Here is a 23,529-nt window from a genome sequence, read left to right on the forward strand (position 1 = left end):
AGAAAATGCAGCGAACCAAAGCCCCCTTCCGCGCCGACGAGGTCGGCAGCCTCTTGCGTCCCGCGAAGATCAAGGAAGCCCGCGCCAGGCTCGAGAAGGGCGAGATCTCGGTTGACGATCTGCGCAAGATCGAGGACTTGGAGATCGAAAAGGTCGTGCACAAGCAGGCCTCGATCGGCTTGAAGCTCGCGACCGACGGCGAATTCCGCCGCTCCTGGTGGCATTTCGATTTCCTGGCCAAGCTCACCGGCTGCGAAATGTTTCACCCGGACACGGGCATCCAGTTCGCAGGCGTCGAGACGCGGCATGAGGCGGTCCGCGTGATCGGCAAGCTCGATTTCCCCGACGACCATCCGATGCTGGATCACTTCCGCTTCCTGAAGAAGTCCGCCGACCAGGCTCACGTCACCGCCAAGATGACGATCCCCTCGCCGGCGGTGCTGCACTTCCGCGGCGGCCGCAAGGCAATCTCCAAGGACGTCTATCCCGATCTCGACGCCTTCTACGAAGACCTCGGCAAGACCTACCGCAAGGCCGTGAAGGCGTTTTACAATGCCGGCTGCCGCTATCTTCAGTTCGACGACACCGTGTGGGCCTATCTCTGCTCGCAGGACGAGTTGCAGAAGGCGCGCGAGCGCGGCGACAATCCCGAGGGTCTCCAGCAGATCTATGCGCGCGTCATCAACTACGCGCTGGCCGAGAAGCCGGCCGACATGGTGGTGACGACGCATGTCTGCCGCGGCAATTTCCGCTCGACCTGGATTTCTTCGGGCGGCTACGAGCCCGTGGCCGAGACCATGCTCGCCGGCACCAATTACGACGGTTACTTCCTCGAATACGACTCTGACCGCGCCGGTGGCTTCGAGCCGCTGCGCTTCCTGCCCAAGGGCAACAAGGTCGTCGTGGTCGGCGTCATCACCTCGAAGTTCGGCGAGCTCGAGAAAAAGGACGACATCAAGCGTCGCCTCGAAGAGGCCGCCAAATTCGCGCCGCTGGAGCAGCTCGCGCTGTCCCCGCAGTGCGGCTTTGCCTCGACCGAGGAAGGCAACATCCTCTCCGAGGAAGAGCAGTGGGCCAAGCTCGGCCTTGCCGTCGAGATCGCCAAGGAAGTGTGGGGCAACTAGGTTTGCCACGTGGCCGCTGTCATTCCCCGCGAAAGCGGGGAATCCAGTACGCCGCGTCTTCTCGGGGAATCACTGGCGTCTCGGATTACTGGATCGCCCGATCAAGTCGGGCGATGACACCGAGTGAGTGGCGGGCAGCGTCGCACCCTTGAAAACCAGTGCGCTCACCGACCCTCACTTCTCCGCCAGGTAAACCTCGCCCAGCAGCGACGAGTTCGACCACGGCACCTGCTTGTTCTTCGTGCTCGAGACCACTTCCGCCCGCACCCGCGTCAGCATCTGCTGCACCTCCAGCCCCGGCGTGCCGAGATGCCGGGAGAGGGCGGCGGAGAACGGCGAGTTGGCGCCTTCGCCATCGAGCGCGACCTGGCCCGGCGCGGTGGCGAACGCGATCAGCGTGCCCGCGCCTAGCGTTGCACCGGCGCCCAGGCTCGTTGGAGCTGCGAGGCCCGCAGCGCCCTCGATGCCTCGGTTGGTGCCGGCGGCTGCGACCTGCTGCGCCATCGGATTGTTGCGGCAGGCATCGAAGATCAAAATGTTGGTGCGGACCTGGTCGTCGAGGCCGGCCATGATCGTATCCATGTCGATCATCGCCTCCGTCATGCCCGCGCCCGGCTTGAGCTCGACGTCGACGGGAATGAGATAGTTGCGGCCGTCGACCTGCACGCCGTGGCCGGCATAGTACACCAACGCGACCTGCGTCCGCGCCGCCTCGCGCAGGAAGTCGCGCGTTACCTTCTGCATCGCTGCGCGGTCGAGATCGATGCCCTCCGACACCGTGAAGCCGATGTCGCTCAGGCTCCTGGCGACGGCGCGCGCATCGTTGGCCGGATTGGGCAGCGCTTTCACATGCGCATAGGCGCCATTGCCGATCACCAGTGCCAGGCGCTTGCCAGGCGTCACCGGGGCAGCCGAGGGCGCAGGTGCCGCGCCCGTTTGCTGTGGGGCCGGTTGCGGCACCGGTGACGGTGCATCGCGCGGGATGGGTGTGAGCGCATCCGTCACCAGCGACAGCCGCACCTTGGCGGTGGCCTGGTTGGCCTTGCTGCCGGCATCGGAAGCCACGATCGCCAGCGTCGCCTTGTAGTCGTCGCGCGCATGCGCGTAGTCGCCCTTCGCCTCATAGGTCAGCGCGCGGTGGACATAGCCGGAGATCAGCACGCTGTTCGGCGGCGTCATGATGTTGACGGGCGGCTTCTCCTTCGCAAGCCGGATCGCCTCGCTGCCATCGGCAATGGCGCGATCGAGATCGCCCCGCACGCGCCAGATCGCGGTGCGATTGATCAGCGGCTGCGGCAGCGTCGGATCGAGCCGGATCGCCTGGTTGATGTCGGCCAGCGCGCCGTCGAGATCGCCGAGCGCCTCCTTCGCGATGCCGCGGTTCTGGAACGAGAACGTCGATTTGGGCTGCAGCTTGATCGTGGCATCGTAGTCGGCAATCGCCTTGGCGTAGTCGCCCTTGCCGCGCCAGGCGTTGCCGCGATTGTGGAAGATAGTGCCATCAGGCGGTCCGAGCTTCAGCGCATCGTCGAAATCGGCGATTGCGATGTCGTAATCGCCTTTGTCGTAATAGGCCGATCCCCTGAGATTGTAGACCGCCTGGCTCGGCTGGAGCCGGATCGCCTCTGTGGTGTCGGCGATGACCTTCGAATAGTCGCCCCTCTTGTTCCAGCCCACCGCGCGCCAGAAATAGATCGTCGCGAGCTGCTCGCCCCGAAACACCTTCAGCGCGACGATCTTGTTGCAGGCATCGATCATCTGGTCTGGCGGGGTGGTGTCGGTCGTGCAGAGCGGCCCGAGCTGGCTGCGCGCCTGCGCGAAGGCGGGCGCGGCCCACAGGGCTGCTGTGAGCAGGCAGAGTGCGACGAGCAGGCGGCGCATGGCGGTGGTCCCTTGAAGGAGAAGCGCTTGTTTGTTGCCCGGCGGTGCGCCGGGGTTCACGCGCTCGTCATTGGACGTGGGGTAAAGCGGGGGAGGGTATTCCCTCAGTGGGCAGATTTTGCTACGACGCTGGTCCCAATATTCCTGCCCACCACCTTCCCACTCATGAAAAACGACGAAATCCTGAGCCAAATCACCGAGTTCTGCCGCAAGGCGGACATGGCGGAATCGACGTTTGGCCGGCGCGCGGTGAACGATGGGAAGCTGGTCCATCGCCTGCGCGAGGGAAAGCGCATCACGATCGACACGCTGGATCGGATCCAGGCCTATATCGCCGCATCGACGACGGGCGGCCTGCCGCCGCCGCGGGGGCTCCAGGTGCCCCCGGAAAAACGCGATCCGCGCGGCAATTTCCGTTTCTTCGAGAACCGGCAAAAATACCTGCTGTTCGTCCATACCTGCAGCGAGAAGCGGGTGGTCGCCGAGCGCGTCGCGCTGGAGCTCGCCAGCATCCATCCGCGCCCGCCAGCGCTACGCATCTTCGACGCGGGGGTCGGCGACGGCACGGTGCTGGCCAGGGTGCTGCGCGCAACGCACCAGCGCTACCCGCACATGCCGTTCTACGTGGCCGGCAAGGAGCTCAGCCTCGAGGACCTGCGGCTGACGCTGGAGAGGGTCCCGGACCGCATTTTCGAGCATCCGGCGTCGGTGTTCGTCTTCACCAACATGTTCTACTCCGAGGCGCCCTGGCTCACGCCGGCATCGCCTGCGGCGGCGGCGGCCACCGTCTGGCACGAGGTTCCACTACGGGGCGCCTCGTCGGGCGAGTTCGAGCAGCAGATCGCCGAGTTGAGGCCGTTCCTGGAGCAGAACTGGCGCGCCGCGATCAGCCCGCGGACGGCCATGCCGCTCTACGAGCGGCCCGTCGTCCTGGTGCTGTACCGAGAGGACCACAGGTTCCTGCTGGATTCGACCATTCCGCGGCCGGGCCAGACCGAGGCCAATTTCGACCTGGTCATTGCATCCCAGCCCTACCGCGCCCTGTCCTCGGTCAATTTCCGGGCAAAGCGGATCATTGCACCGCTGGCGCGGGCGCTTCGGCCGGGCGGGCGCCTGATCGGTATTCACTCCCATGGTCACGATCCCGGCATGGAAATGATCCAGGCGATCTGGCCTGGAGAAAATCCTTTCTCGGTCAGCCGTCATGAGCTATTGCGCGCGGTGAAGTACGAGCTCGGATCGTTGGGCCGCGACCTAAATTTTAATGCCTATGCGGACAACCGTTCGATCTTCAGGTATGATATGGAAGCGCTGCCCAACGAGGTGACGGGTACCATCGGAACCTCGACGGCCTTTGCAGCGTGGAATGCGGCGGTGTATGTGGCGCAGATCGAGGACGACCGATTGACAGAAATGACTCAAAACGGCCGCACTCTGGATGCCGCCCGGGACGTGCTGCGGAAGTACAACGGGCTCTGGTTTCTCGACGAGTCCTACGTCATCTCGCGACGGCGTGATTGACATAATCCAAGGTTAAACATCGCAAACGCCCGCCAGGTTAACGGCGGAACAAGGGGTTACTGATGCGCGCGTCCTATCTCTTCACCAGCGAGTCCGTGTCCGAGGGCCATCCCGACAAGGTCTGTGACCGGATCTCCGATGAAATCGTCGATCTGTTCTACCGCGAAGGGCCGAAAGCCGGCATCGATCCGTGGCAGATCCGCGCGGCTTGCGAGACGCTCGCGACCACCAACAAGGTGGTGATCGCCGGCGAGACCCGCGGCCCCGCGTCCGTCACCAACGAGCAGATCGAAGGCGTCGTGCGCGCCGCGATCAAGGACATCGGCTACGAGCAGGACGGCTTCCACTGGGAGAAGGCCGACATCGAGATCCTGCTGCACCCGCAGTCGGCCGACATCGCGCAGGGCGTCGATGCGCTGCAGCCGGGCGAAGTCAAGGAAGAGGGCGCGGGCGACCAGGGCATCATGTTCGGTTACGCCACCAACGAGACGCCTGATCTGATGCCGGCGCCGATCTTCTACGCCCACAAGATCCTGCGCCTCATCTCGGAAGCGCGTCACTCCGGCCGCGAGAAGGTGCTGGGTCCGGACTCCAAGAGCCAGGTCACCGTGCAGTACGAGAACGGCAAGCCGGTCGGCGTGCGCGAGATCGTCGTGTCGCACCAGCATCTGGTCGAGGACATCTCGTCGAAGCAGATCCGCGACATCGTCGAGCCCTATGTCCGCGAGGCGCTGCCGAAGGACTGGATCACGCCGAAGACCATCTGGCACATCAACCCGACCGGCAAGTTCTACATCGGCGGTCCCGACGGCGATTCCGGCCTGACCGGCCGCAAGATCATCGTCGACACCTATGGTGGCGCGGCCCCGCATGGCGGCGGTGCGTTCTCCGGCAAGGATCCGACCAAGGTCGACCGTTCGGCGGCTTACGCGGCGCGCTACGTCGCCAAGAACATCGTTGCTGCCGGTCTCGCCGATCGCTGCACCCTCCAGCTCGCCTACGCCATCGGCGTCGCACGTCCGCTGTCGATCTACATCGACACCCACGGCACCGGTAAGGTGTCGGAGGACCAGCTCGAGAAGGCCGCTGCCAAGGCGATGGATCTCACCCCGCGCGGCATCCGCAGCCATCTCGACCTCAACCGCCCGATCTACGCGCGCACCTCGGCCTACGGCCATTTCGGCCGCACGCCCGACAACGAGGGCGGCTTCTCCTGGGAGAAGACCGACCTGGTCGAAGCGCTCAAGCGCGCAGTCTAAGTACCAACGTCATTCCGGGGCGCCGCGACAGCGGCGAACCCGGGATCCTTATCCATCATGTCGAGATTCCGGGTTCGCCTTTCCAGGGCGACCCGGAACGACCAATTCAACAACAGGACCTCCGCTATGAATGCGAAGCCCGGCTTCACCGACTACATCGTCAAGGACATTTCGCTCGCCGACTTCGGCCGCAAGGAACTCTCGCTGGCCGAGACCGAGATGCCCGGCCTGATGGCCACCCGCGAGGAGTTCGGCCCGAAGCAGCCGCTGAAGGGCGCGCGCATCGCCGGCTCGCTGCACATGACGATCCAGACCGGCGTGCTGATCGAGACGCTGGCAGCCCTCGGCGCCGACATTCGCTGGGTCTCCTGCAACATCTATTCGACGCAGGACCACGCCGCGGCTGCGATCGCGGCTGCCGGCATTCCGGTGTTCGCGGTCAAGGGCGAGACGCTGGCCGAATACTGGGACTACACCGCAAAACTGTTCGACTGGCACGGCGGCGGTCACCCGAACATGATCCTCGATGACGGCGGCGACGCCACCATGTACGTCCATCTCGGTCTGCGCGCCGAGAACGGCGACACCGCCTTCCTCGACAAGCCCGGCTCCGAGGAAGAGGAAGTCTTCTTCGCGCTCCTGAAGAAGCAACTCAAGGAAAAGCCGAAGGGCTACTTCGCCGAGATCGCCAAGAGCATCAAGGGCGTTTCCGAAGAGACCACCACGGGCGTGCATCGTCTCTATGACATGCAGAAGGCCGGCACGCTGCTGTGGCCGGCGATCAACGTCAACGACAGCGTCACCAAGTCGAAGTTCGACAACCTCTATGGCTGCCGTGAATCGCTGGTCGACGGCATCCGTCGCGGCACCGACGTGATGATGTCGGGCAAGGTCGCGATGGTCGCGGGCTTCGGCGACGTCGGCAAGGGCTCGGCCGCGTCGCTGCGCCAGGCCGGCTGCCGCGTGATGGTCTCCGAAGTCGATCCGATCTGCGCGCTGCAGGCCGCGATGGAAGGCTACGAGGTCGTGACCATGGAAGACGCCGCGCCCCGCGCCGACATCTTCGTCACCGCGACCGGCAACAAGGACATCATCACGATCGAGCACATGCGTGCGATGAAGGATCGCGCCATCGTCTGCAACATCGGCCACTTCGACAACGAGATCCAGATCGCGGGTCTGCGTAACCTGAAGTGGACCAACATCAAGCCGCAGGTCGACGAGATCGAATTCCCCGACAAGCACCGCATCATCATGCTGTCGGAAGGCCGCCTCGTGAACCTCGGCAACGCGATGGGCCATCCGTCCTTCGTGATGTCGGCCTCCTTCACCAACCAGACGCTGGCGCAGATCGAGCTTTTCGCCAACAACAAGGACGGCAAGTACAAGAAGGAAGTCTACGTGCTGCCGAAGTCGCTCGACGAGAAGGTCGCGCGCCTGCACCTCGCCAAGATCGGCGTCAAGCTCACCGAGCTGCGCAAGGACCAGGCCGACTACATCGGCGTGAAGCAGGAAGGTCCGTACAAGTCGGACCATTACCGCTACTGATCGGCGCATCTATCGATACGAATCAAAAGCCCCGGAGCGATCCGGGGCTTTTGCACATCTGCTTCGGATTCCAGGTCAGGCGCCGCCGCACCTGTGTTGGGCGTCAGGAAGCCGAGTATGAGCGTGCGTCCGCAAGTTCGTGATGTTGTATTCGCGACCACGTTCATCGCCTCGTGGGCAACCAGCAGGGATGGACGCGAGGCACATTTCAACGGCATCGCCGGCATGGCTTTCAATAAGCACCTTGTCGCTATCGTAGGTCACGACATAGCCGCCGTTGTTGAACAAGGCGGATGTCCCTGCGGCATTCGGGACCTTCGGATCTTCGCCGAAGCGGTCGCTGATGACCGCGAATGATGTGCGCGTGCAGGCGCCTTCCGTCTTTGGTAAATGTAGCCCCCATCCGAGATCGCCGCCGCCGCGGCTCTGGCCGCTTGGCCGCTTGAACGCTTTCGCCGCCTCCCGCAGCCATGGCTCCGGTTTCGGGTTTCCATGCATCCAGGAATATGAACGCATCTGGAGATCGAAGATGCAGTCAACATTGAATCCACAATCGTCGCGGAGGCCGTTCCACACGCGGTGCGCGCGCCGTTCCGGGCTATTCGCTCGGGAGTTTCGATAGAGCTGGTCGAGCTCGACGTCCAGTGCGGCGAGGTAATGATTGTTGCAGATTGTAGTTTCGAAGGCGTGTTGCGCCTTCGCGCAATCAAAAGATGGGGCTTCGCCGGCAAATGCGAGAGACGATCTCCACAAAAGCGCAAACACGAGCATCAGCCCCAAATGGAGTGTTGTTCGCAAAGAATACCCTTCCGCTCAGACGTCGATGCTCGCAGGCAGAATTGTATCTGACCCACGGAGTCCCGGGAAGCGCAAGCCGTGCGCGGCTCACCCAGGTCGGCTGAAGCAGTCGGACCATTACCGCTACTGAGATCGCAACCAGCTGCGACACGAAGGCCCCGGAGCGATCCGGGGCTTTTTTTGCAGCCTCGTTGTGCTACGCTCGGAGGTAGAGCCAGAACAAGCCCGCCACTTCTGAAGCGGGTGGCCGCGTTTCCCACGTTCATTGTCAAATGCATATGGAGGGAATGCGATGTCCAGCGAAGCCAACGTTCAGTTGCTCAAGGAAGCCTATCGTCGGTGGAACGACAGCAAGGGCGGCAGCGTCGACTATTGGTTCGACAGCGTCATCGGCGCGCAGATCAAATTCGACTCGCTTCCGCAGGCGGCTCCGGCGGTGCCCTTTGCCAAGTGTTATGACGACCGCGCCCAGCTGCGTGGCTATTTCGACGGTCTGCTGGCTGACTGGAGCATGCAGCACTACACCATGAATGAATACGTCGCCCAGGGCGATGCTGTTTTCGCGCGCGGCTCAACTGCCTGGACCAACAAGAGGACCGGGAAGGTCGTTGAGACCCCGAAGGTCGATTTCTGGCGCTTCAAGGACGGCAAGGCGATCGAATTTTACGAGTACTTCGACACAGCCCTTGTCTATGACGCCGCCACCGCCTGACGGTTGCAATTCGGCGCGGCGCCGCCCATCCTGTGCCGGGGGAAGAACGCCATGACCGAAGCCAAAGAACATTTCGACGTCCTCATCGTCGGTGCCGGCCTGTCCGGTATCGGCGCGGGCTATCATCTTCAGAGCAAGTGCCCGGGCAAGAGCTACGTCATTCTCGAGGGGCGCGACTGCATTGGCGGGACCTGGGACCTGTTTCGCTATCCCGGTGTCCGCTCCGACAGCGACATGTTTACGCTCGGCTATTCCTTCAAGCCGTGGACCGATCCGAAGGCGATCGCCGACGGGCCGCAGATCCTGAACTACGTACGCGAGACAGCAGCCGAGAACGGCATCGAGAAGCACATCCGCTTTCGCCATCGCGTCAAGCGCGCGTCCTGGTCGACGAGTGAAGCGCGCTGGACCATCGAGGTGGAACGTATGTCGGGCGAGGGCGCAACCGAGCTCGTGCGCTTCACCTGCAATTTCCTGTTCATGTGCTCGGGCTATTACAAATACGAGGCGGGCTATACGCCGGAGTTTGCGGGCGTGGCGGATTTCGCCGGCCGCATCGTGCATCCGCAGAAATGGACCGAGGACATCGACTACGCGGGAAAACGCGTCGTCGTGATCGGCTCGGGCGCAACCGCAGTGACGCTGGTGCCGGAGCTCGCCAAGAAGGCGGCGCAGGTCACCATGCTCCAGCGCTCGCCGACCTACGTGGTGTCGCGTCCGGCGCAGGACCCCGTCGCCAACAAATTGCGCCGCAATCTGCCGACGCGGCTTGCCTATCATGTCATCCGCTGGCGCAACGTGATGTGGGGGATGTTCTTCTTCCAGCTCAGCCGGCGCCGGCCTGCCAAGGTCAAGGAGCTGGTGCTCAAGGGCGTGCAGATGGCGCTCGGCCCCGACTACGACGTCGCGACCCATTTCACGCCGCGCTATAATCCCTGGGACCAGCGGCTGTGCCTCGTGCCGGACGGCGACCTGTTCAAGGCGATCCGCGAGCAGCGTGCCGCCGTCGTCACCAACGAGATCGACACCTTTACGCGCGACGGCATTCGCTTGAAGGACGGCAGCGAACTCGCGGCCGACATCATCGTCACCGCGACGGGGCTGGTGCTTCAGGCCGTTGGCGGTCTCGAAATCAGCGTCGACGGCCGCGCCGTCGATTTCGCCAACACGCTGACCTACAAGGGCATGATGTATGCCGACGTGCCGAACATGGCGTCGGCCTTCGGCTACACAAACGCGTCCTGGACGCTGAAATGCGACCTCACCTGCGAATACGTCTGCCGGCTCATCAACTACATGGACCGGCACAATTTCCGCCAGTGCATGCCGCACAATGACGACCCTGAAATCACCGCGCAGCCGTCGCTCGATTTCACCTCGGGCTATGTGCAGCGCTCGGTCGCGAAGATGCCGAAGCAGGGCTCGAAGCAGCCATGGCGGCTGTACCAGAACTACGCGCTCGACATCGTCTCCTTGCGCTTCGGCAAGATCGACGACGGCGTGATGCAGTATTCCTGATCACGCCGCCGCCCGCTTTATGCCTTGCGCGTGGTGAGCGCGAGCCCAAGATCGATCGCAAGCGCGAGCACCACGGCGGCGCCGCCAAGTCCGAACAGGACCAGATAATCGCCGCCGGTCTGCGCGTAGATCCAGGAGAAGCCGTAGGCTGCCGCCGCCTGGAACAGCGCGAAGCTGGTGGTGGCGTGGCTCCATGTCGCGCGCTGCTGCTCGGTCGAGTGCGGCACGAGCTCGTGAATGCGTCCGAGCACCAGCGGCACGATACCGGGTGTGAAGCCGCCGACCACCACGCTCGACACGATCAGCGAGAGAGGTGCGGTGCTGACGGTCGGCAGCAGCACCGCGGCCGCCTCGATCAGGAACGCGGCGCGCAAGGCCGGTCCAAATCCCGAGCGGTCACCGAGATGGCCGGTGACGAGCGGGCCGACGATGGCGCCGAGACCGTACAGCACCCAGTAGCGCGAGCCCGCGGCAATGCCCTGGCCGAGGCCACGCGCCACGAAGTCGACAATGAAGACCATGTGCGGCACCAGGGCCACCGCGTTGAGGCCATACTGGACCAGCAGCGCGCGGACGGCGGGCGAGGCCTGATGGGACTTCGCGTGATGCGAAGGCGCGGCATCGCTCCTGGCCTCCGCAGGCCAGTTCCACCAGCTCGCGAGCGTGAGCACGGCGGAGAGCACGCCGAGGCCGCACCAGCTCTGCTGCAAGCCCTGTTGAAGGAGCAACGGCACCAGCGTGCCCGACGCGGCGACGCCAAGGCCGACGCCGGCAAAGATCACGCCGCCGACAATGCCGCGCCTCGCGGCCGATACGTGCGGCAGAATGACGGAGGCCGCCAGCACCATGATGATTCCGCCGGTGAGGCCCGACAGAAAGCGCCAGGCGAAAAACCAGGCAAATGACACCGGGGTAGAGCTCGCGAAGAAGGCGAGCGTTGCAAGCAGCATCATCGCCCGCAGCGCGCGGACTGCGCCGATGCGGGTGGCCAAGGTGCGTGCCGCGAGCGCGCCGGCGAGGTAACCGGCGAGATTGGCGGCGCCGAGATAAACGACGTCGGATGCGCTGAACCATCTTGCGGCGATCAGCGCCGGGATCAGCGGCGTATAGGAAAAGCGGGCGAGGCCAAGCCCGACCAGTGATGCGGACAATCCCGCCACGGCGTATCGCCAAGCTTGCCGCGAAGTCGATTGCGATTCCGATCCCGGCCGCTGATGCGGCCGGGCGTGGTGCCCAGTGTTTGCGTTGAGTTCGGTCATGTCATCCTCCTGCGCGCGGTCGCGCGCGGATCATCCTGTCTTTGCGGCGCGGCGGCGCCGGAAGTCCTGCACGGGAAGGCCGCCCCAACCCCAATTGTCGGTGTCGACTTCCTCGATCACCACGAAGGTGGACTCGAGCGGCTTGCCGAGCACGTCGAGCAGCAACTGGCTCGATCCCTTGATCAGCGCGGCCTTCTCCTCGGCCGTGAGCGACGCCGCTCCCGGCGTCGCTGCTTCGCGGGTCACTTGAATCGTGACGATCGGCATCGTGTTTCTCCGCGCTCAGTGGCCGGCGCTCTGGCCGCCGTCGACGTGCAGGATCTCACCGGTGACGAAGGAGGCACTCTCGAGATAGAGCACGGCGCCAACGATGTCGGACATCTCGCCCATGTGGCCGACCGGATGCAGCGCGCCGAGCTGGGCATGCGTCGCAACGGGATGCATCGGCGACTTGATGATGCCGGGCGCCACCGCGTTCACGCGGATGCCGCGCTTTGCGTATTCGATCGCGAGCGACTTGGTCGCGGCGTTCAGCCCGCCCTTGCTCAGCGAGGCCAGCACCGAGGGCACGTTCGAGTTCGCTTGATCGACCAGCGTGGTCGTGATCTGGACGACATGGCCAGAGCCCTGCTTCTCCATCTCGGCGATGGCGAGCTGCGTGATGTTGAAGAAGCCGGCGACGTTGGTCCCCATTACCGCCGCATAATCTTCGGCAGTATATTGCGTGAACGGCTTTGCGACGAAGATGCCCGCATTGTTGACCAGCGTGTCGACGCGGCCGAAGCGCGCGACGGCCTGCGAGACCACGCGTTCCGCGGTGGCCCGGTCGGCGATGTCGCCGGGAACGGCGAGGATGTCATCGTCGCCCGACGGCTTGATGGACCGCGCCGTTGCGACAACGCGATAGTTGCGATCGCGAAAGCCCTGGACCAGGGCGGCGCCGATGCCCTGCGATGCACCCGTGATGATGGCGACCTTCTGCTCGATACCCATGACGGACTCCTGTTGTTGCTTTCAGAACCTGCGCCAGCAGCGGCTGGCTTGCGTGGTGAGGTACGCCGCAGCGGCCCGGCTGCGAATACACGTTGTCCGGCAGACACTGTTACGTGGCGCGAACGAATGCCGGACCGGCCTTTGGCGACGGTTGTCGCGGCGGGGGCGAACGCCTAGCTTGTCACTGGAATTTGATGGGGTGACGGGTAGGCATGGATCGTCTGGATGCGATGAAGGTGTTCGTCCTTGCGGTGGACGAGGGCAGCTTGGCCGCCGCAGGGCGCAAGCTCGGCCGTTCGCCGGCGGCGGTCAGCCGCGCCATCGCCTTCCTGGAGGAGCGGGTCGGCGCCGAGCTGCTGCACCGGACGACGCGATCGATCAAGCTGAGCGAGGAGGGCGAGCGCTACGTTACGATCTGCCGCCGCGTGCTCACCGAGCTGGAGGAGGCCGACGACATCGCGGCCGGACCGCGCACGGCACCCCGGGGCCTGCTCACGATAACTGCCCCCGTGGTGTCGGGCGAGATGGTGTTGCGGCCGATCCTCGATGCATTTCTCGATGCCTATCCGACGGTGTCGGCGAAGCTCCTGCTGTTCGACCGTTCGGTCAATCTGATCGAGGAGGGCGTCGACATCGCGCTTCGCATCGGCCCTCTCGCGGATTCGGCGATGGTGGCGATGCGGGTCGGCGAGATCAGCCGCGTCGTTGTGGCAGCGCCCCGCTACCTGAAGCAGCACCCGCGCATCGCTGAACCCGGCGATCTCGCCAAGCACCAGATCGTGGCGATGGCGCACCTTCCCAATTCCTGGACCTTTGCGCCACAGGCCGGCTCATCGGCAGCCAGGACAGTCCAGTTCACGCCGCGCCTCGTCGTCAACAGCACCTATGCGGCGGTGGCGTCAGCGGTTGCCGGGCGCGGCGTGGCGCGGATGTATTCGTACCAGGTGGCCGAGCAGGTCGGGCGCGGCGAGCTCGAGATCGTGCTGGCCGGCGATGAGGATCCGGAGATGCCCGCGCATTTGATCTGCCCGCAGGGCCGGCTCTCGGTGCCCAAGGTACGGGCCTTCACCGACTTCGCCGTGCCCCGGCTGAAGAAGCACTTTGCGCAGCTCAAGAAGAGCCTTGGTGCACGCTAAGACATTGCGGCCGCGCGGCGACGGCCGATGCGTTGTTTTGCGTATACGGCCGCCGGGCTGAATCGGCGATGGTTCCAGAACGGTTAACGCCGATTTAACGGATGAGTCCTAGCCTGTCTCGGCCGGGGTTACTCGCAAGGCCGAGGTGAGCCCAATGGAAGCCCAGAAGATTGCGGTCGACGCCGTCGTCGCGCTGACCGATTACGACCGCGACGCCGTCATCGCCTTCATCCGCCGGCTCTATCTCGCCGGCGTCACCGACCCCAAGCGCCTCACCTTCAAAGGCCTGCAGGCGCTGTCCCGGGCTTGATCGGACGCAATCGAATCGACTTGATGGTCGGATCGCTGATCCGGATCGAGGTGACGCGGTCCTGCCTCACCTCGAATGAGAAGGGCCATGGCTCGTAAGTCCAGAGCTCGGTCTTCTCCAGCCCGCTCGGCCCGACGTGGAATGGGCCGCCGAACTGCGCCATCAGTTTTTCGGTGCTGTCGCCGAGATTGACCTGGTTGAAGCTGTAGGTGGCGACCGGCGCCGGCCCGCTGACCTGAAGTGCGACGACACGGTTCGCCTTCACGGTCGCGGCGAGGTAAGGAGGTTGGTCTGGCTTGCCGAGGAAGTACACATAGTTCGTGGCGTTGTCGGCCGGCGGCAGCTTGCGGTGCGGCTCGCCGAGCACGGCCTTGAGCGAGGCCTCCGAGATGCCGACGCCGAGCGCGCCCATGCGCTGGCAGGCAAAGCTAAGCACGTCGGGATCGGGCGGGGTGATGCGCTTACCGGCTTCGACCTTGCAGGCGAATGTCTGCCCCACCCGTAGCCACTGGCCGCGCAACTCCGGATCCGGAGGCTTGCCGCTTTTGGGTGACGGCGAAGGGCCTTGGCCGTCCACGGGTGCGAATATTCCAAGCAGAACCAGCGCGAGCGAGGAGCCCGCCAACGACCGCCACATCCCCAAGACGCACCCCGATTTTCCAACCCTGGAGCCAGGATAGCATGCCGCAAACCGACCGCAACGCCGGGATTGGCGGCGGGTCAGCTACGATTTCAAATTGTGCGGCACGGCTTGGGACCGTCCCAATCACAACCTGCGGAACAGCCTCAGCGTGCACGCCAATATCTTGCAGCTCGGGCCGGGTCGGAGTAGATCACGTCCCCGGCTGGGTCACTCGGGATTTGGGGAAATGCTGAAACAGCTTTTTGCGCCGCAACTTGTCATTCTCTATGTGTTCGCGGCTTCGACCATTTACGTTCACTTCCGCGGCAAGCAGCGACTGCGCTTCGCGCGCCAGCTCGGCGATCACTCGACCTATCTCGCACCGTACAACGTACTGATGTACGCAGGCTCCGCCGTGCCGAACAAGCCGGTGATCCCGGTCGAGCAGTTTCCGGAGCTTAAACCCCTCAGCGAGAATTGGGAGACCATTCGCGACGAGGCGGTGCGCCTGTTCGACGAAGGCTTCATTCGGGCCGCGGCGAAGAACAACGACTGGGGCTTCTACTCGTTCTTCAAGAGCGGCTGGAAGCGGTTTTACCTGAAATGGTACGACGACTTCCTGCCGTCGGCGAACACGCTGTGCCCGAAGACGGTGGAGCTGCTCAAATCGATCCCGAGCGTGCACGGTGCGATGTTCGCGATGCTGCCGCCCGGCGGCAAGTTAGGGGCGCACCGCGATCCATTCGCCGGCTCGCTGCGCTATCACCTCGGCCTCGTCACGCCGAACTCGAACAAGTGCCGCATCCTGGTCGACGGCGTCGAATGCGTCTGGCGCGACGGCGAGGCCTTCATGTTCGACGAGACCTTCATCCACAGCGCGGAGAATGCGACCGACGTCAACCGCATCATCCTGTTCTGCGACGTCGAGCGCCCGATGAAGTACGGTTTCATGACCGCGATCAACCGCTGGGTCAGCCATCACATCGTCAAGGCGTCGGCGACCCAGAACGTGGATGGCGAGAGCGTCGGCGTGCTCAACAAGGTGTTCGGCAAGCTCTACGAGATCCATCTCGGCAGCCGCAAGGTCAAGGAGTGGAACCGCAACGTCTACTACACGCTGAAATACTCGCTGACGGCGCTGATCCTCGGTCTCATCGTGATGTCGGCGCTGCGGTGAAGCAGGGTGCGTAGGGTGGATTGGCGACTTGTCCGCCGTAGCTCGCAGAGCGAAGGCGGAAGCGTAATCCGCCATAGGATTCCGGCTTCATCTGGCAGCGAAGGCTACGAGTTGAACGCCGGCAGAGCCAAGGATCGCTGCGAGAATGTAGCGTGTCGTTGCTTGCGAAAGCCGTCGCAGACCAATCGTGGTTCCGACGGTCGCGCCGGCTAGCGCACCCAAGGCATACAGCCACGTTTGGGGTGACGGTGCCTGCCCCGCGTGAAGCGCGCCGATCAAACCGACTGCCGAATTTCCCAGGATGAATGGCGCGGAAAGCGCCGCGGTCTGCCTGGGTGACGCCCAGCGCATCCCAACCAGAATGGGAGCGAGGAAAACGCCTCCGCCGACGCCGGTGAGCCCCGAGATGAAGCCGACACCTGCGCCCGTGGATATCGCTGCCCAGCGCGGGGTAACGCGATCCGGCGCATCACGGTTGCTCCGTCCGATCATCAGGACGACAGCGGCGACGATGAGCACAAGCCCCGTCACCGTGTGGTAGATGTCATCGGCCAGAACAATGGATGCGCCGGCCAGGGTGGTCGGCAGTGAGGCGATAAGAAACGGCTTCAACTTTGCCCAATCGATATGGCTGCCGCGATTGAACAGCCACGTGGAATACGTGGCGGCGACGATATTCAGCAGCAACGCCGTTGGCCGCATTTCGCTTGGAGGAAACGAGGCAAAGGCCATCAAGGCAAGAAATGCCGTTCCTCCAGCTTGACCTACTGTCGCGTAGAGAAGAGAAACCGCAGCGAAGAACGCCGTCAGCATTTTCTAATGATGATGCTTGTGTCCCTTGGAGCTGTCGGGGCGCTGGTAACCTCGCACCTCGGCATATCGCTGCAGTTGACTCTGGTCGAGCAAGGCAGCGGTCGTCAGGTGGTACTTGAGGTGGCTCTCACGGAGCTGTGCCTGAGTTTCGGAAATGGCAGCGATGGTCGCCTTGAGCGACTCCGACGTCACGACGCCGGCTGAGAAAAGACGGTCCAGCTCCCTCTCTTGCTCGACAAGCTTGTTACCCAGCGGGACCGTCTCTTGCTTCATCGCTTCGAAGAGACCCTGAACGCGGATGCGTTGATCCGGGGTCAAGTCGAGGCGATCACCGAGCTCAAGAACATGGCTCGGGCCGGGATATCCATTGAGTTCGGCGGCGAGCGCCAAGCCCATGCCGCGTCCTGTCTGGAGATCGTCGATCTGCTGGTGCGACAGCGCCTTGATGGGGCGCTGCTCGAGGCCAGCATAGGGCTGGCTGGATTGCGCGTTGGCAGCGTCACACATGACGAAGACGGTGGCCGCAAGTAGAAAGAGGCGTCTCATGAGTCTGGCTCCATGAAATCACCGGTTCGTCGACCGATCGCCACCGGTGCTCTCAGTACATATCTTGCTGGACGGTTCGCCCCATGGCAACAACATTGCCTTGATCAAGCGCCAAACATGGAGCAGGCAATGGCCCCGTTGCCACTTGCGAACACCGAGATCGTGCAATTGTTCCGCGAGTGGTTGGATACCTTCTCAGGCTATGTCCGCGAGGTCGACTACGCGTCGGCTCGGCCGCTCTTCCACCCGGACGTGGTGGCCTTCGGCACGCATAACGATGTCATCCCCGGCCTCGACCAATGGGTCTCGTCCCAATGGAATAACGTCTGGCCGAAGACGACCGATTTCCGCTTCGTCCTTGACCAGGTCTCGGTCCTGGCAGCCCCCGACGGCACGATGGCGACGGTGGTCGCGCCGTGGACGAGCACCGGCTATCATCCCGATGGCAGCGCGTTTCCGCGGCCCGGCCGGGCAACGATGGTGTTTTCGAAAAACGGCGATGGCTGGCTGTGCGTGCATTCCCACATGTCGCTCAATCGCGGTGTGCCGCAGGCGAGCCACGCCAACCGGCCGGTGAAGGCCTGGTAGAAATGCAAAAGACCCCGGATGCGACCGGGGCCTCGATTTGCAGTGCGTAGGGTGGATTAGCGCAGCGTAATCCACCATCTTGGCAAAGGTCGAAAGCGGTGGATTACGCTTTCGCTAATCCACCCTACGAACCCACGTTTGCTATTCCGGCTGGCCGATCGAGACCTTCAGCATGCCGACGCCGTCGACGCCGCATTCGAGCTTGTCGCCCGGCTGGAGCTGCGACACGCCGGCCGGTGTGCCCGTCATGATGATGTCGCCGGCGGCGAGCTTTACCTGCTGGGAGAGCTGCCAGATGATCTCGGGCACGTTCCAGATCAGCTCGGTGAGATCGCCCTTCTGGGCTTCCTTGCCGTTGACGGTCAGCCAGATCTTGCCCTTGGCGGGATGGCCGATCTTCGAGGCCGGCTGCACTGCGGAGCAGGGGGCCGAGCCGTCGAACGACTTGCCGATCTCCCACGGACGCTCCTTCTTGCGCGAGGCGATCTGGAGGTCGCGGCGGGTGAGGTCGATGCCGACGGCATAGCCGTAGACATGGTCGAGCGCCTTGTCGGCGGGGATGTTGAGGCCGCCGCTCTTCATCGCGACGATCAGCTCGACCTCGTGATGCAGATCCTTGGTCAGCGGCGGATAGGGAATGGTGGCGCCGTCGGGCACCAGCATGTCGGCGTGCTTGGCGAAGAAGAACGGCGGGGCGCGCTCGTCGTTGCCCATCTCGCGGATGTGCTCGAGGTAGTTGCGGCCGACGCACCAGATGCGGCGCACCGGGTAACGGCCGCTCTCTCCGACGACGGGAAGCGAAGCCTGTGGCGGAAGCGGGATGACGTAGGAGGCGGCGTTCATGGAGCGATCTCGCTGCTCTTGAGGTTGATGAGGAACTCTATGCGGTTGCGCTGATCGGCGCCAGAGCGCCGGCGTCGTGATGCTGGAGGCGGAAGAACGAGGCATAGCGGCCGGAACGGCGCAGCAGATCGTCGTGGCGGCCCTGCTCGACGATCTCGCCGCCCTCGACCACCAGGATCGCGTCGGCGTGCATGATGGTGTGCAGGCGGTGCGCGATCACGATGGTGGTGCGGTTCTGGCAGAGATGCTCGATCGCCTCCTGCACCTGCCGCTCGGACTCGGAATCGAGCGCGGCGGTGGCCTCGTCCAACAGGATGATCGGCGCGTTCTTGATCAGCGCGCGCGCCACCGCAATGCGCTGGCGCTGGCCGCCCGAAAGCTGCGTGCCGTGCTCGCCGACCGGGGTGTCGTAGCCGAGCGGGAAGCTCATGATGAAATCATGCGCGCAGGCGGCTTTCGCGGCATCAATGATTTGCTCTTCGGTCGCGCCGGGCTTGCCGAAGGCGATGTTGCTGCGGATGGTGTCGCGGAACAGATACACGTCCTGGCCGACATAGGCGGTCTGCGCGCGCAGCGATTTGCGCGAGACCGCGCCGATCGACTGGCCGTCGATCACGATGTCGCCTTGCGTCACCTCGTAGAAGCGCAGCAGCAGCCCCAGCACGGTCGATTTGCCGCCGCCGGAGGGGCCGACCAGCGCGGTGACTTTTCCGGGCTCGGCCACGAAGCTCATGCGGTTGAGGACGTTCTCGCCAGTCCGGTAAGAGAAGCTGACGTCGCGCATCTCGATCTTCGCTTCGGACAGCTTCAGCGCCGGCTTGTCGTCGTCGGAATGTTCGCTCGCCGGGCTGTCGACCACTTCGAGCAGCATGCGCGCGCCAACGAGCTGGCTGTTCAGATCGATGTTGAGCCGCGCCAGCCGCTTGGCCGGCTCGGTTGCCATCAGGAACGCGGTCATGAAGGAGAAGAACGCGCCGGGCGTGGCGTTGAGCGCGACCACGCTGTAGCCGCCGTAGAGCAGGCAGCCGGCGACCGCGAAGCCGCCCAGCATCTCCATCAGCGGGTTGGAACGGTTGGCGACGCGGGCCATCTTGTTGGCATTGCGCTCGACGATCGCGATGTTCTCGTCGATGCGCTTCTGCATGGTGTCTTCGAGCGTGAATGCCTTCACCGTGCGGATGCCCTGGAGCGATTCCTGCATCGTCTCCAAGATGTCGGCGGTGCCGGTGAACTGGTTGAAGGCGAGGCCCTTGATGCGCTTGACCAGCTTGCGCAGCACCAGCATTGCCGGCGGCACCACGACGAGGCCGATGATCGACATCACCGGGTCTTGCCACACCATCACGCCGATCATGGCGAGCAGCATCAACAGGTCGCGCCCGACGGCGTTGACCAGCATGTTGAGCACGTCGGTGATGGATTTGGCGCCGGCGGTCAGCCGCGCCAGGAATTCAGACGAATGCCGTTCGGAGAAGAAGCCAACGCTCTCGCGCATCAGCTTGGCGAACAGCTGGCGCTGATTGGTGGCGAGGATCGCGTTGCTGATCTTGGTCAGGATCACCATGTGGCCGTAGGTCGCCACACCCTTGATGAACAGCAGGATCACCGTGATGCCCGAGAACATCGCGATGCCCGGGATGTTCTTGTCGACATAGGCCTGGTTGATGACCTGGCCGAGCACGTAGGTCGCGCCCGCGGTCGATCCGGCGGCAAGCGCCATCAGCGCGAAGGCGACGAGGTAGCGCCGCCAGTAGATGACCCCTTGTTCCGTGACCAGGCGGCGAATCAGGATTGCCGCCGTATAGGGATCGTCGGTGATTTTCTTTGGAAACTGGGCCATCCGGTGTCCATTGACGGGGCAAGGAAAGGCCTGCCCGCGCGTCAGGGATCGAAGGGCCTCTGTGCCCGCTAAAGCCGCGCTTTTCAAGCCCAATTAAGGGCTTGCGCTGGGATGGAATCTAGGCCGAGACGGCGTGGCGGAGCTCGCCATGGCGCTCGCGGAACAGCTTGTCCTCCCAGGCCAGCGCGTGGGCCGCGATGGTCTCGAGGTCGTCGTATTGCGGCTTCCAGTCGAGCAGGCCGCGGATGCGGCTGGTGTCGGCGACCATAGTCATGATGTCGCCGGGCCGGCGCGGGGCGTATTGCACGGCGAAGCTGCGCCCCGAAACCCGGCGCACCGCGTCGATGGTCTCCAGCACCGAATAGCCGCGGCCATAGCCGCAATTGAGCGTGGTCGAGGCGCCGCCGTTGCGCAGGTGAGCGAGTGCGGAGCGATGCGCCTGCGAGAGGTCCGAGACGTGGATGAAGTCGCGGATGCAGCTGCCGTCCTGGGTCGGATAGTCGGTGCCGAACACGTCGATCTTGGCGCGCTGGCCGGTCGCGGCCTCGACGGCGATCTTGAGCAGATGCGTGGCGCCGACGGTGGCCAGCCCGATGCGCGCCTGCGGATCGGCACCGGCGACGTTGAAATAGCGCAAGGTCACGTATTGCATGCCGTAGGCGGCGGCGACGTCGTGCAGCATGATCTCGGTCATCAGCTTCGACGAGCCGTAGGGCGACAGCGGTCGCGTCGGCGCGTGCTCCGGCACCGGCACCAGGTCCGGATTGCCGTAGACAGCTGCGGTCGAGGAGAAGATGAAGCGGCTAATGCCGCGCTTGACGGCGACGTTGAGCAAATTGCGCGCGGTCATGAAGTTGTTGCGGTAGTAGCCGAGCGGATCGCGCATCGAGTCCGGCACGACGACGGAGCCCGCGAAATGGATGATGCTCTCGATGTTGTGCTGGGCGATCACGCCCTCGACCAGGTTCTCGTCGCCGGCGTCGCCAATGAACAGCGGCACGCCCTCGGGCAGATAGGCGGAGAAACCGGTGGAGAGATCGTCGATCACGACGACGTCCTCGCCGGCTTCCGCCAGCGCCAGGACCGTGTGACTTCCGATATAGCCGGCGCCGCCGGTGACTAGCACAGTCATGATCTCACCCGTCTTCGATCAACGCGCCAAGTTAACGTTTGCGCGGTGAAGAGGGGGTTTCGGCAGCCCTGAACTGGTCACTATGCTTAATGTTGCGTATAGGGGGCTTCCGTAACGGAGCATGACGTGGCGAATTCCCCCGGCGATCTCGAAGTGATCGTGCCAAATCTGCACAGGCGCTATTCCGGGGTCACCGCGACCAACCGGATGGTGGCGCCGCGGCTGGCGAAGCTCTATCGCGCCGCATGGTTCGGCTCGGACGCGCCCGAGGGGATTTCGCGGTTGGGCGCTGCCGATTTCCTCAGGCTATGGGGCCGCAAGACGGCATTGATCTGGCATGCGCGGCGCAACAACGAGATGATCGCAGGCGTGCTCCTGCGCGCGCTCGGCTGGCCGCTCAAACTCGTGTTCACGTCGGCCGCGCAGCGGCATCACAGCTGGATCACGCGCTGGCTGATCCGGCGCATGGACGCGATCATCGCGACATCAGACATCTCGGCCTCGTTCCTGAAAGTGAAGGCGACGGTGATCCCGCACGGCGTCGACACCGACGTTTATGCGCCGCCGCCAGATCGCGCCGCTGCCTTCGCGGAAGCCGCGCTGCCAGGCCGCTACGCGATCGGCTGCTTCGGCCGGGTGCGCGCGCAGAAGGGCACCGATGTGTTCGTCGATGCGATGTGCCGGCTGCTGCCACGCTATCCTGACTTCACCGCAGTCATCGTCGGACAGGTCACGCCTGAGCAGACTCCTTTCGCGAACGACCTGAAGAAACGCATCGAGGCAGCCAACCTGCAATCGCGCATCGTCATCACCGGCGAGCTGCCGATCGAAGCGGTGCAGCGCTGGTACCAGCGGCTGACGATCTATGCCTTCACCTCGCGCAACGAGGGATTTGGCCTGACGCTGATCGAGGCGATGGCCGCCGGCAGCGCGCTCGTCGCCGCGCGTGCCGGGGCTGCCGAGCTCGTGGTCGAGGATGGCGTCACCGGCGTGCTGATCCCGACAGGTGATGCCGGCGCGCTCACCGTGGCGCTCGAGCCGCTGATGCGCGACGTGGCCTCTTCAACGGTGATGGGTGAGCGCGGCCGGTCGCGCGTGCTTGAGAAGTTCAGCCTCGATGCCGAAGCGGCGCGGATCGGCGAGGTCTATCGTCCGCTGCTCTGAAGCATCGTTTCCAGGGCCGCAAAGCAAAACCGCGAAGACAACCCCATGCACAGTAGCCGGTGCCAGCAGAATCAATGGCTTGGCGGCCGGCGATGATCTTATTCTGATTTTACGAAAACAATTTGACTCGTCGGGCAAAACACCGGCATGGTGTCATCATCGGCACAGCCTCGACGGCCGTCGCGGTCGACTTCACATTGGGCAGCGCACATACGGCATTTGCACTGGCACCGGCTCCTTGGAGCTGAGTGTGATATTATTCTCCCCGGAGAATGTCAGGTCGAATGCGACGTCTGAAATCGAGACGCCGTCCGAGCACGACGCGATTATTCGCATATTCGGCCCGTCATCGCGCAACGATTTGACGGTGCATTTTTCAAATGTGCCGGTTACTTGCCTTCCTTGGACGATTAAACCGCCCGCGTGGAGATCAGCATCTTTCTTGAAGGCAAGCCTGTTGTTCTCTTTGGTGAATATTTGGCCACAGGCCGAGGCGTCGATTGTCCAAGCTCCGTTCAAATCCGCAGCCTGAATCGAGGCCGATTGCGTCACGAGAAGTACCAACGTCACCAAAGGATTGAAGGTCCTCATGAAACTCTCCGACTAAATGGTCAATATCGCCAAATCAGCCTCTTCGACGCCGATGGGGGCGCAGCAAGACGCGGCCCTACGTATCGGTCTTGAGCAGTATTTGGGTGCGGCGAACTGGCGAAGCTGTTGTTGATCTAAGTCAATAGGCTCTGCA

The 23,529-nt window shown here is 63.8% G+C and carries 23 protein-coding genes; 11 read left to right on the plus strand and 12 right to left on the minus strand.

The annotated features are described in order from the left end of the window. Positions 1-5: 5 nt before the first annotated feature. Positions 6-1,124, plus strand: coding sequence for a cobalamin-independent methionine synthase II family protein (locus AC0L3X_RS35180; protein WP_473317177.1), 1,119 nt, complete (start codon positions 6-8; stop codon positions 1,122-1,124). Positions 1,125-1,298: 174 nt separating this feature from the next. Here the strand turns inward: AC0L3X_RS35180 and AC0L3X_RS35185 are convergent, their stop codons facing one another. Then, positions 1,299-3,005 (minus strand): caspase family protein, encoded by a 1,707-nt coding sequence (locus tag AC0L3X_RS35185; RefSeq protein WP_473317178.1) that lies wholly within the window; start codon positions 3,003-3,005, stop codon positions 1,299-1,301. Between the two features lie 165 nt (positions 3,006-3,170). Between AC0L3X_RS35185 and AC0L3X_RS35190 the strand changes: the two genes are divergently transcribed. The 3 genes from AC0L3X_RS35190 (at position 3,171) to ahcY (ending at position 7,333) form a co-directional block, all read left to right on the plus strand. Next, a complete protein-coding gene (locus tag AC0L3X_RS35190; RefSeq protein WP_354095674.1) occupies positions 3,171-4,526 on the plus strand; it encodes a hypothetical protein in 1,356 nt (451 codons plus the stop codon). A gap of 62 nt (positions 4,527-4,588) precedes the next feature. Further along, positions 4,589-5,785, plus strand: a complete 1,197-nt coding sequence (gene metK, locus AC0L3X_RS35195) for a methionine adenosyltransferase (protein ID WP_028151996.1) — start codon at positions 4,589-4,591, stop codon at positions 5,783-5,785. Between the two features lie 126 nt (positions 5,786-5,911). Continuing rightward, on the plus strand, positions 5,912-7,333 hold the full coding sequence (gene ahcY / locus AC0L3X_RS35200) for an adenosylhomocysteinase (RefSeq protein WP_063982186.1): 1,422 nt from the start codon (positions 5,912-5,914) through the stop codon (positions 7,331-7,333). Positions 7,334-7,408: 75 nt separating this feature from the next. Here the strand turns inward: ahcY and AC0L3X_RS35205 are convergent, their stop codons facing one another. Then, positions 7,409-8,113: a lysozyme inhibitor LprI family protein gene (locus AC0L3X_RS35205; RefSeq protein WP_473317179.1), complete on the minus strand. Its 705-nt coding sequence runs from the start codon at positions 8,111-8,113 to the stop codon at positions 7,409-7,411. Positions 8,114-8,423: 310 nt separating this feature from the next. On the opposite strand from AC0L3X_RS35205, the gene AC0L3X_RS35210 reads away from it, so the two are divergent. Both AC0L3X_RS35210 and AC0L3X_RS35215 read left to right on the plus strand, forming a co-directional pair. After that, the gene (locus AC0L3X_RS35210; RefSeq protein ID WP_473317180.1) at positions 8,424-8,843 is read left to right on the plus strand and encodes a nuclear transport factor 2 family protein; all 420 of its coding nucleotides are present in this window, start codon (positions 8,424-8,426) and stop codon (positions 8,841-8,843) included. A gap of 51 nt (positions 8,844-8,894) precedes the next feature. Next, positions 8,895-10,361, plus strand: a complete 1,467-nt coding sequence (locus AC0L3X_RS35215) for a flavin-containing monooxygenase (protein ID WP_473317181.1) — start codon at positions 8,895-8,897, stop codon at positions 10,359-10,361. 17 nt (positions 10,362-10,378) lie between these two features. Here AC0L3X_RS35215 and AC0L3X_RS35220 read toward each other — a convergent pair whose 3' ends face one another. From AC0L3X_RS35220 to AC0L3X_RS35230, 3 genes are read right to left on the minus strand one after another with little or no spacing between them, the layout of a single operon-like run. Next, positions 10,379-11,620: a YbfB/YjiJ family MFS transporter gene (locus tag AC0L3X_RS35220; protein WP_473317182.1), complete on the minus strand. Its 1,242-nt coding sequence runs from the start codon at positions 11,618-11,620 to the stop codon at positions 10,379-10,381. A gap of 30 nt (positions 11,621-11,650) precedes the next feature. Continuing rightward, positions 11,651-11,887 carry a tautomerase family protein gene (locus AC0L3X_RS35225; RefSeq protein ID WP_473317183.1) on the minus strand — a complete coding sequence of 79 codons (237 nt, stop codon included), beginning with the start codon at positions 11,885-11,887 and terminating at the stop codon, positions 11,651-11,653. A 15-nt stretch (positions 11,888-11,902) separates the two neighbouring features. Continuing rightward, positions 11,903-12,613, minus strand: a complete 711-nt coding sequence (locus AC0L3X_RS35230; RefSeq protein ID WP_445216583.1) for an SDR family NAD(P)-dependent oxidoreductase — start codon at positions 12,611-12,613, stop codon at positions 11,903-11,905. A 212-nt stretch (positions 12,614-12,825) separates the two neighbouring features. On the opposite strand from AC0L3X_RS35230, the gene AC0L3X_RS35235 reads away from it, so the two are divergent. Next, entirely contained in the window at positions 12,826-13,749 is a 924-nt protein-coding gene (locus AC0L3X_RS35235; RefSeq protein WP_473317184.1) for a LysR family transcriptional regulator, read from the plus strand. 154 nt (positions 13,750-13,903) lie between these two features. After that, entirely contained in the window at positions 13,904-14,059 is a 156-nt protein-coding gene (locus AC0L3X_RS35240; RefSeq protein WP_209957160.1) for a hypothetical protein, read from the plus strand. Here AC0L3X_RS35240 and AC0L3X_RS35245 read toward each other — a convergent pair. Further along, the gene (locus AC0L3X_RS35245; protein ID WP_473317185.1) at positions 14,028-14,696 is read right to left on the minus strand and encodes a hypothetical protein; all 669 of its coding nucleotides are present in this window, start codon (positions 14,694-14,696) and stop codon (positions 14,028-14,030) included. The two genes, AC0L3X_RS35240 and AC0L3X_RS35245, sit on opposite strands and share 32 nt — an antisense overlap. Positions 14,697-14,928: 232 nt before the next feature. Between AC0L3X_RS35245 and AC0L3X_RS35250 the strand changes: the two genes are divergently transcribed. Beyond that, positions 14,929-15,858 carry an aspartyl/asparaginyl beta-hydroxylase domain-containing protein gene (locus AC0L3X_RS35250; RefSeq protein ID WP_473317186.1) on the plus strand — a complete coding sequence of 310 codons (930 nt, stop codon included), beginning with the start codon at positions 14,929-14,931 and terminating at the stop codon, positions 15,856-15,858. An 87-nt stretch (positions 15,859-15,945) separates the two neighbouring features. On the opposite strand, the gene AC0L3X_RS35255 is transcribed toward AC0L3X_RS35250, so the two are convergent. Both AC0L3X_RS35255 and AC0L3X_RS35260 read right to left on the minus strand, forming a co-directional pair. Continuing rightward, positions 15,946-16,671: a sulfite exporter TauE/SafE family protein gene (locus AC0L3X_RS35255; protein ID WP_473317187.1), complete on the minus strand. Its 726-nt coding sequence runs from the start codon at positions 16,669-16,671 to the stop codon at positions 15,946-15,948. A gap of 3 nt (positions 16,672-16,674) precedes the next feature. Then, complete coding sequence (locus AC0L3X_RS35260; RefSeq protein ID WP_473317188.1) at positions 16,675-17,217, minus strand: Spy/CpxP family protein refolding chaperone; 543 nt, start codon at positions 17,215-17,217, stop codon at positions 16,675-16,677. A 129-nt stretch (positions 17,218-17,346) separates the two neighbouring features. Here AC0L3X_RS35260 and AC0L3X_RS35265 point away from each other — a divergent pair, with 129 nt between their 5' ends. Next, positions 17,347-17,805: a YybH family protein gene (locus tag AC0L3X_RS35265; protein ID WP_473317190.1), complete on the plus strand. Its 459-nt coding sequence runs from the start codon at positions 17,347-17,349 to the stop codon at positions 17,803-17,805. Positions 17,806-17,946: 141 nt separating this feature from the next. Here the strand turns inward: AC0L3X_RS35265 and AC0L3X_RS35270 are convergent, their stop codons facing one another. From AC0L3X_RS35270 to galE, 3 genes are all read right to left on the minus strand, one after another. Then, positions 17,947-18,648, minus strand: coding sequence for a fumarylacetoacetate hydrolase family protein (locus tag AC0L3X_RS35270; RefSeq protein WP_473317192.1), 702 nt, complete (start codon positions 18,646-18,648; stop codon positions 17,947-17,949). Positions 18,649-18,685: 37 nt separating this feature from the next. Beyond that, positions 18,686-20,488 carry an ABC transporter ATP-binding protein gene (locus AC0L3X_RS35275; RefSeq protein WP_473317193.1) on the minus strand — a complete coding sequence of 601 codons (1,803 nt, stop codon included), beginning with the start codon at positions 20,486-20,488 and terminating at the stop codon, positions 18,686-18,688. A gap of 118 nt (positions 20,489-20,606) precedes the next feature. Continuing rightward, entirely contained in the window at positions 20,607-21,620 is a 1,014-nt protein-coding gene (galE, locus tag AC0L3X_RS35280; protein WP_473317194.1) for a UDP-glucose 4-epimerase GalE, read from the minus strand. A gap of 126 nt (positions 21,621-21,746) precedes the next feature. On the opposite strand from galE, the gene AC0L3X_RS35285 reads away from it, so the two are divergent. Next, the gene (locus tag AC0L3X_RS35285; RefSeq protein WP_473317195.1) at positions 21,747-22,784 is read left to right on the plus strand and encodes a glycosyltransferase family 4 protein; all 1,038 of its coding nucleotides are present in this window, start codon (positions 21,747-21,749) and stop codon (positions 22,782-22,784) included. Between the two features lie 192 nt (positions 22,785-22,976). On the opposite strand, the gene AC0L3X_RS35290 is transcribed toward AC0L3X_RS35285, so the two are convergent. Further along, entirely contained in the window at positions 22,977-23,375 is a 399-nt protein-coding gene (locus AC0L3X_RS35290; protein ID WP_283017097.1) for a hypothetical protein, read from the minus strand. Positions 23,376-23,529: the final 154 nt, after the last annotated feature.

It is taken from the genome of Bradyrhizobium sp. MI1.7, from assembly GCF_055811795.1.

Bases quoted from the DNA above. Each gene is read 5' to 3' on its own strand.
- ahcY (WP_063982186.1), top strand. From the start codon at position 5,912: ATGAATGCGAAGCCCGGCTTCACCGACTACATCGTCAAGGACATTTCG.
- AC0L3X_RS35245 (WP_473317185.1), bottom strand. From the start codon at position 14,696: ATGTGGCGGTCGTTGGCGGGCTCCTCGCTCGCGCTGGTTCTGCTTGGA.
- AC0L3X_RS35250 (WP_473317186.1), top strand. From the start codon at position 14,929: ATGCTGAAACAGCTTTTTGCGCCGCAACTTGTCATTCTCTATGTGTTC.
- AC0L3X_RS35235 (WP_473317184.1), top strand. From the start codon at position 12,826: ATGGATCGTCTGGATGCGATGAAGGTGTTCGTCCTTGCGGTGGACGAG.
- AC0L3X_RS35260 (WP_473317188.1), bottom strand. From the start codon at position 17,217: ATGAGACGCCTCTTTCTACTTGCGGCCACCGTCTTCGTCATGTGTGAC.
- AC0L3X_RS35190 (WP_354095674.1), top strand. From the start codon at position 3,171: ATGAAAAACGACGAAATCCTGAGCCAAATCACCGAGTTCTGCCGCAAG.
- AC0L3X_RS35225 (WP_473317183.1), bottom strand. From the start codon at position 11,887: ATGCCGATCGTCACGATTCAAGTGACCCGCGAAGCAGCGACGCCGGGA.
- AC0L3X_RS35210 (WP_473317180.1), top strand. From the start codon at position 8,424: ATGTCCAGCGAAGCCAACGTTCAGTTGCTCAAGGAAGCCTATCGTCGG.
- AC0L3X_RS35180 (WP_473317177.1), top strand. From the start codon at position 6: ATGCAGCGAACCAAAGCCCCCTTCCGCGCCGACGAGGTCGGCAGCCTC.
- AC0L3X_RS35220 (WP_473317182.1), bottom strand. From the start codon at position 11,620: ATGACCGAACTCAACGCAAACACTGGGCACCACGCCCGGCCGCATCAG.
- AC0L3X_RS35240 (WP_209957160.1), top strand. From the start codon at position 13,904: ATGGAAGCCCAGAAGATTGCGGTCGACGCCGTCGTCGCGCTGACCGAT.
- AC0L3X_RS35270 (WP_473317192.1), bottom strand. From the start codon at position 18,648: ATGAACGCCGCCTCCTACGTCATCCCGCTTCCGCCACAGGCTTCGCTT.
- AC0L3X_RS35230 (WP_445216583.1), bottom strand. From the start codon at position 12,613: ATGGGTATCGAGCAGAAGGTCGCCATCATCACGGGTGCATCGCAGGGC.
- AC0L3X_RS35290 (WP_283017097.1), bottom strand. From the start codon at position 23,375: ATGAGGACCTTCAATCCTTTGGTGACGTTGGTACTTCTCGTGACGCAA.
- AC0L3X_RS35215 (WP_473317181.1), top strand. From the start codon at position 8,895: ATGACCGAAGCCAAAGAACATTTCGACGTCCTCATCGTCGGTGCCGGC.
- galE (WP_473317194.1), bottom strand. From the start codon at position 21,620: ATGACTGTGCTAGTCACCGGCGGCGCCGGCTATATCGGAAGTCACACG.
- metK (WP_028151996.1), top strand. From the start codon at position 4,589: ATGCGCGCGTCCTATCTCTTCACCAGCGAGTCCGTGTCCGAGGGCCAT.
- AC0L3X_RS35275 (WP_473317193.1), bottom strand. From the start codon at position 20,488: ATGGCCCAGTTTCCAAAGAAAATCACCGACGATCCCTATACGGCGGCA.
- AC0L3X_RS35265 (WP_473317190.1), top strand. From the start codon at position 17,347: ATGGCCCCGTTGCCACTTGCGAACACCGAGATCGTGCAATTGTTCCGC.
- AC0L3X_RS35255 (WP_473317187.1), bottom strand. From the start codon at position 16,671: ATGCTGACGGCGTTCTTCGCTGCGGTTTCTCTTCTCTACGCGACAGTA.
- AC0L3X_RS35185 (WP_473317178.1), bottom strand. From the start codon at position 3,005: ATGCGCCGCCTGCTCGTCGCACTCTGCCTGCTCACAGCAGCCCTGTGG.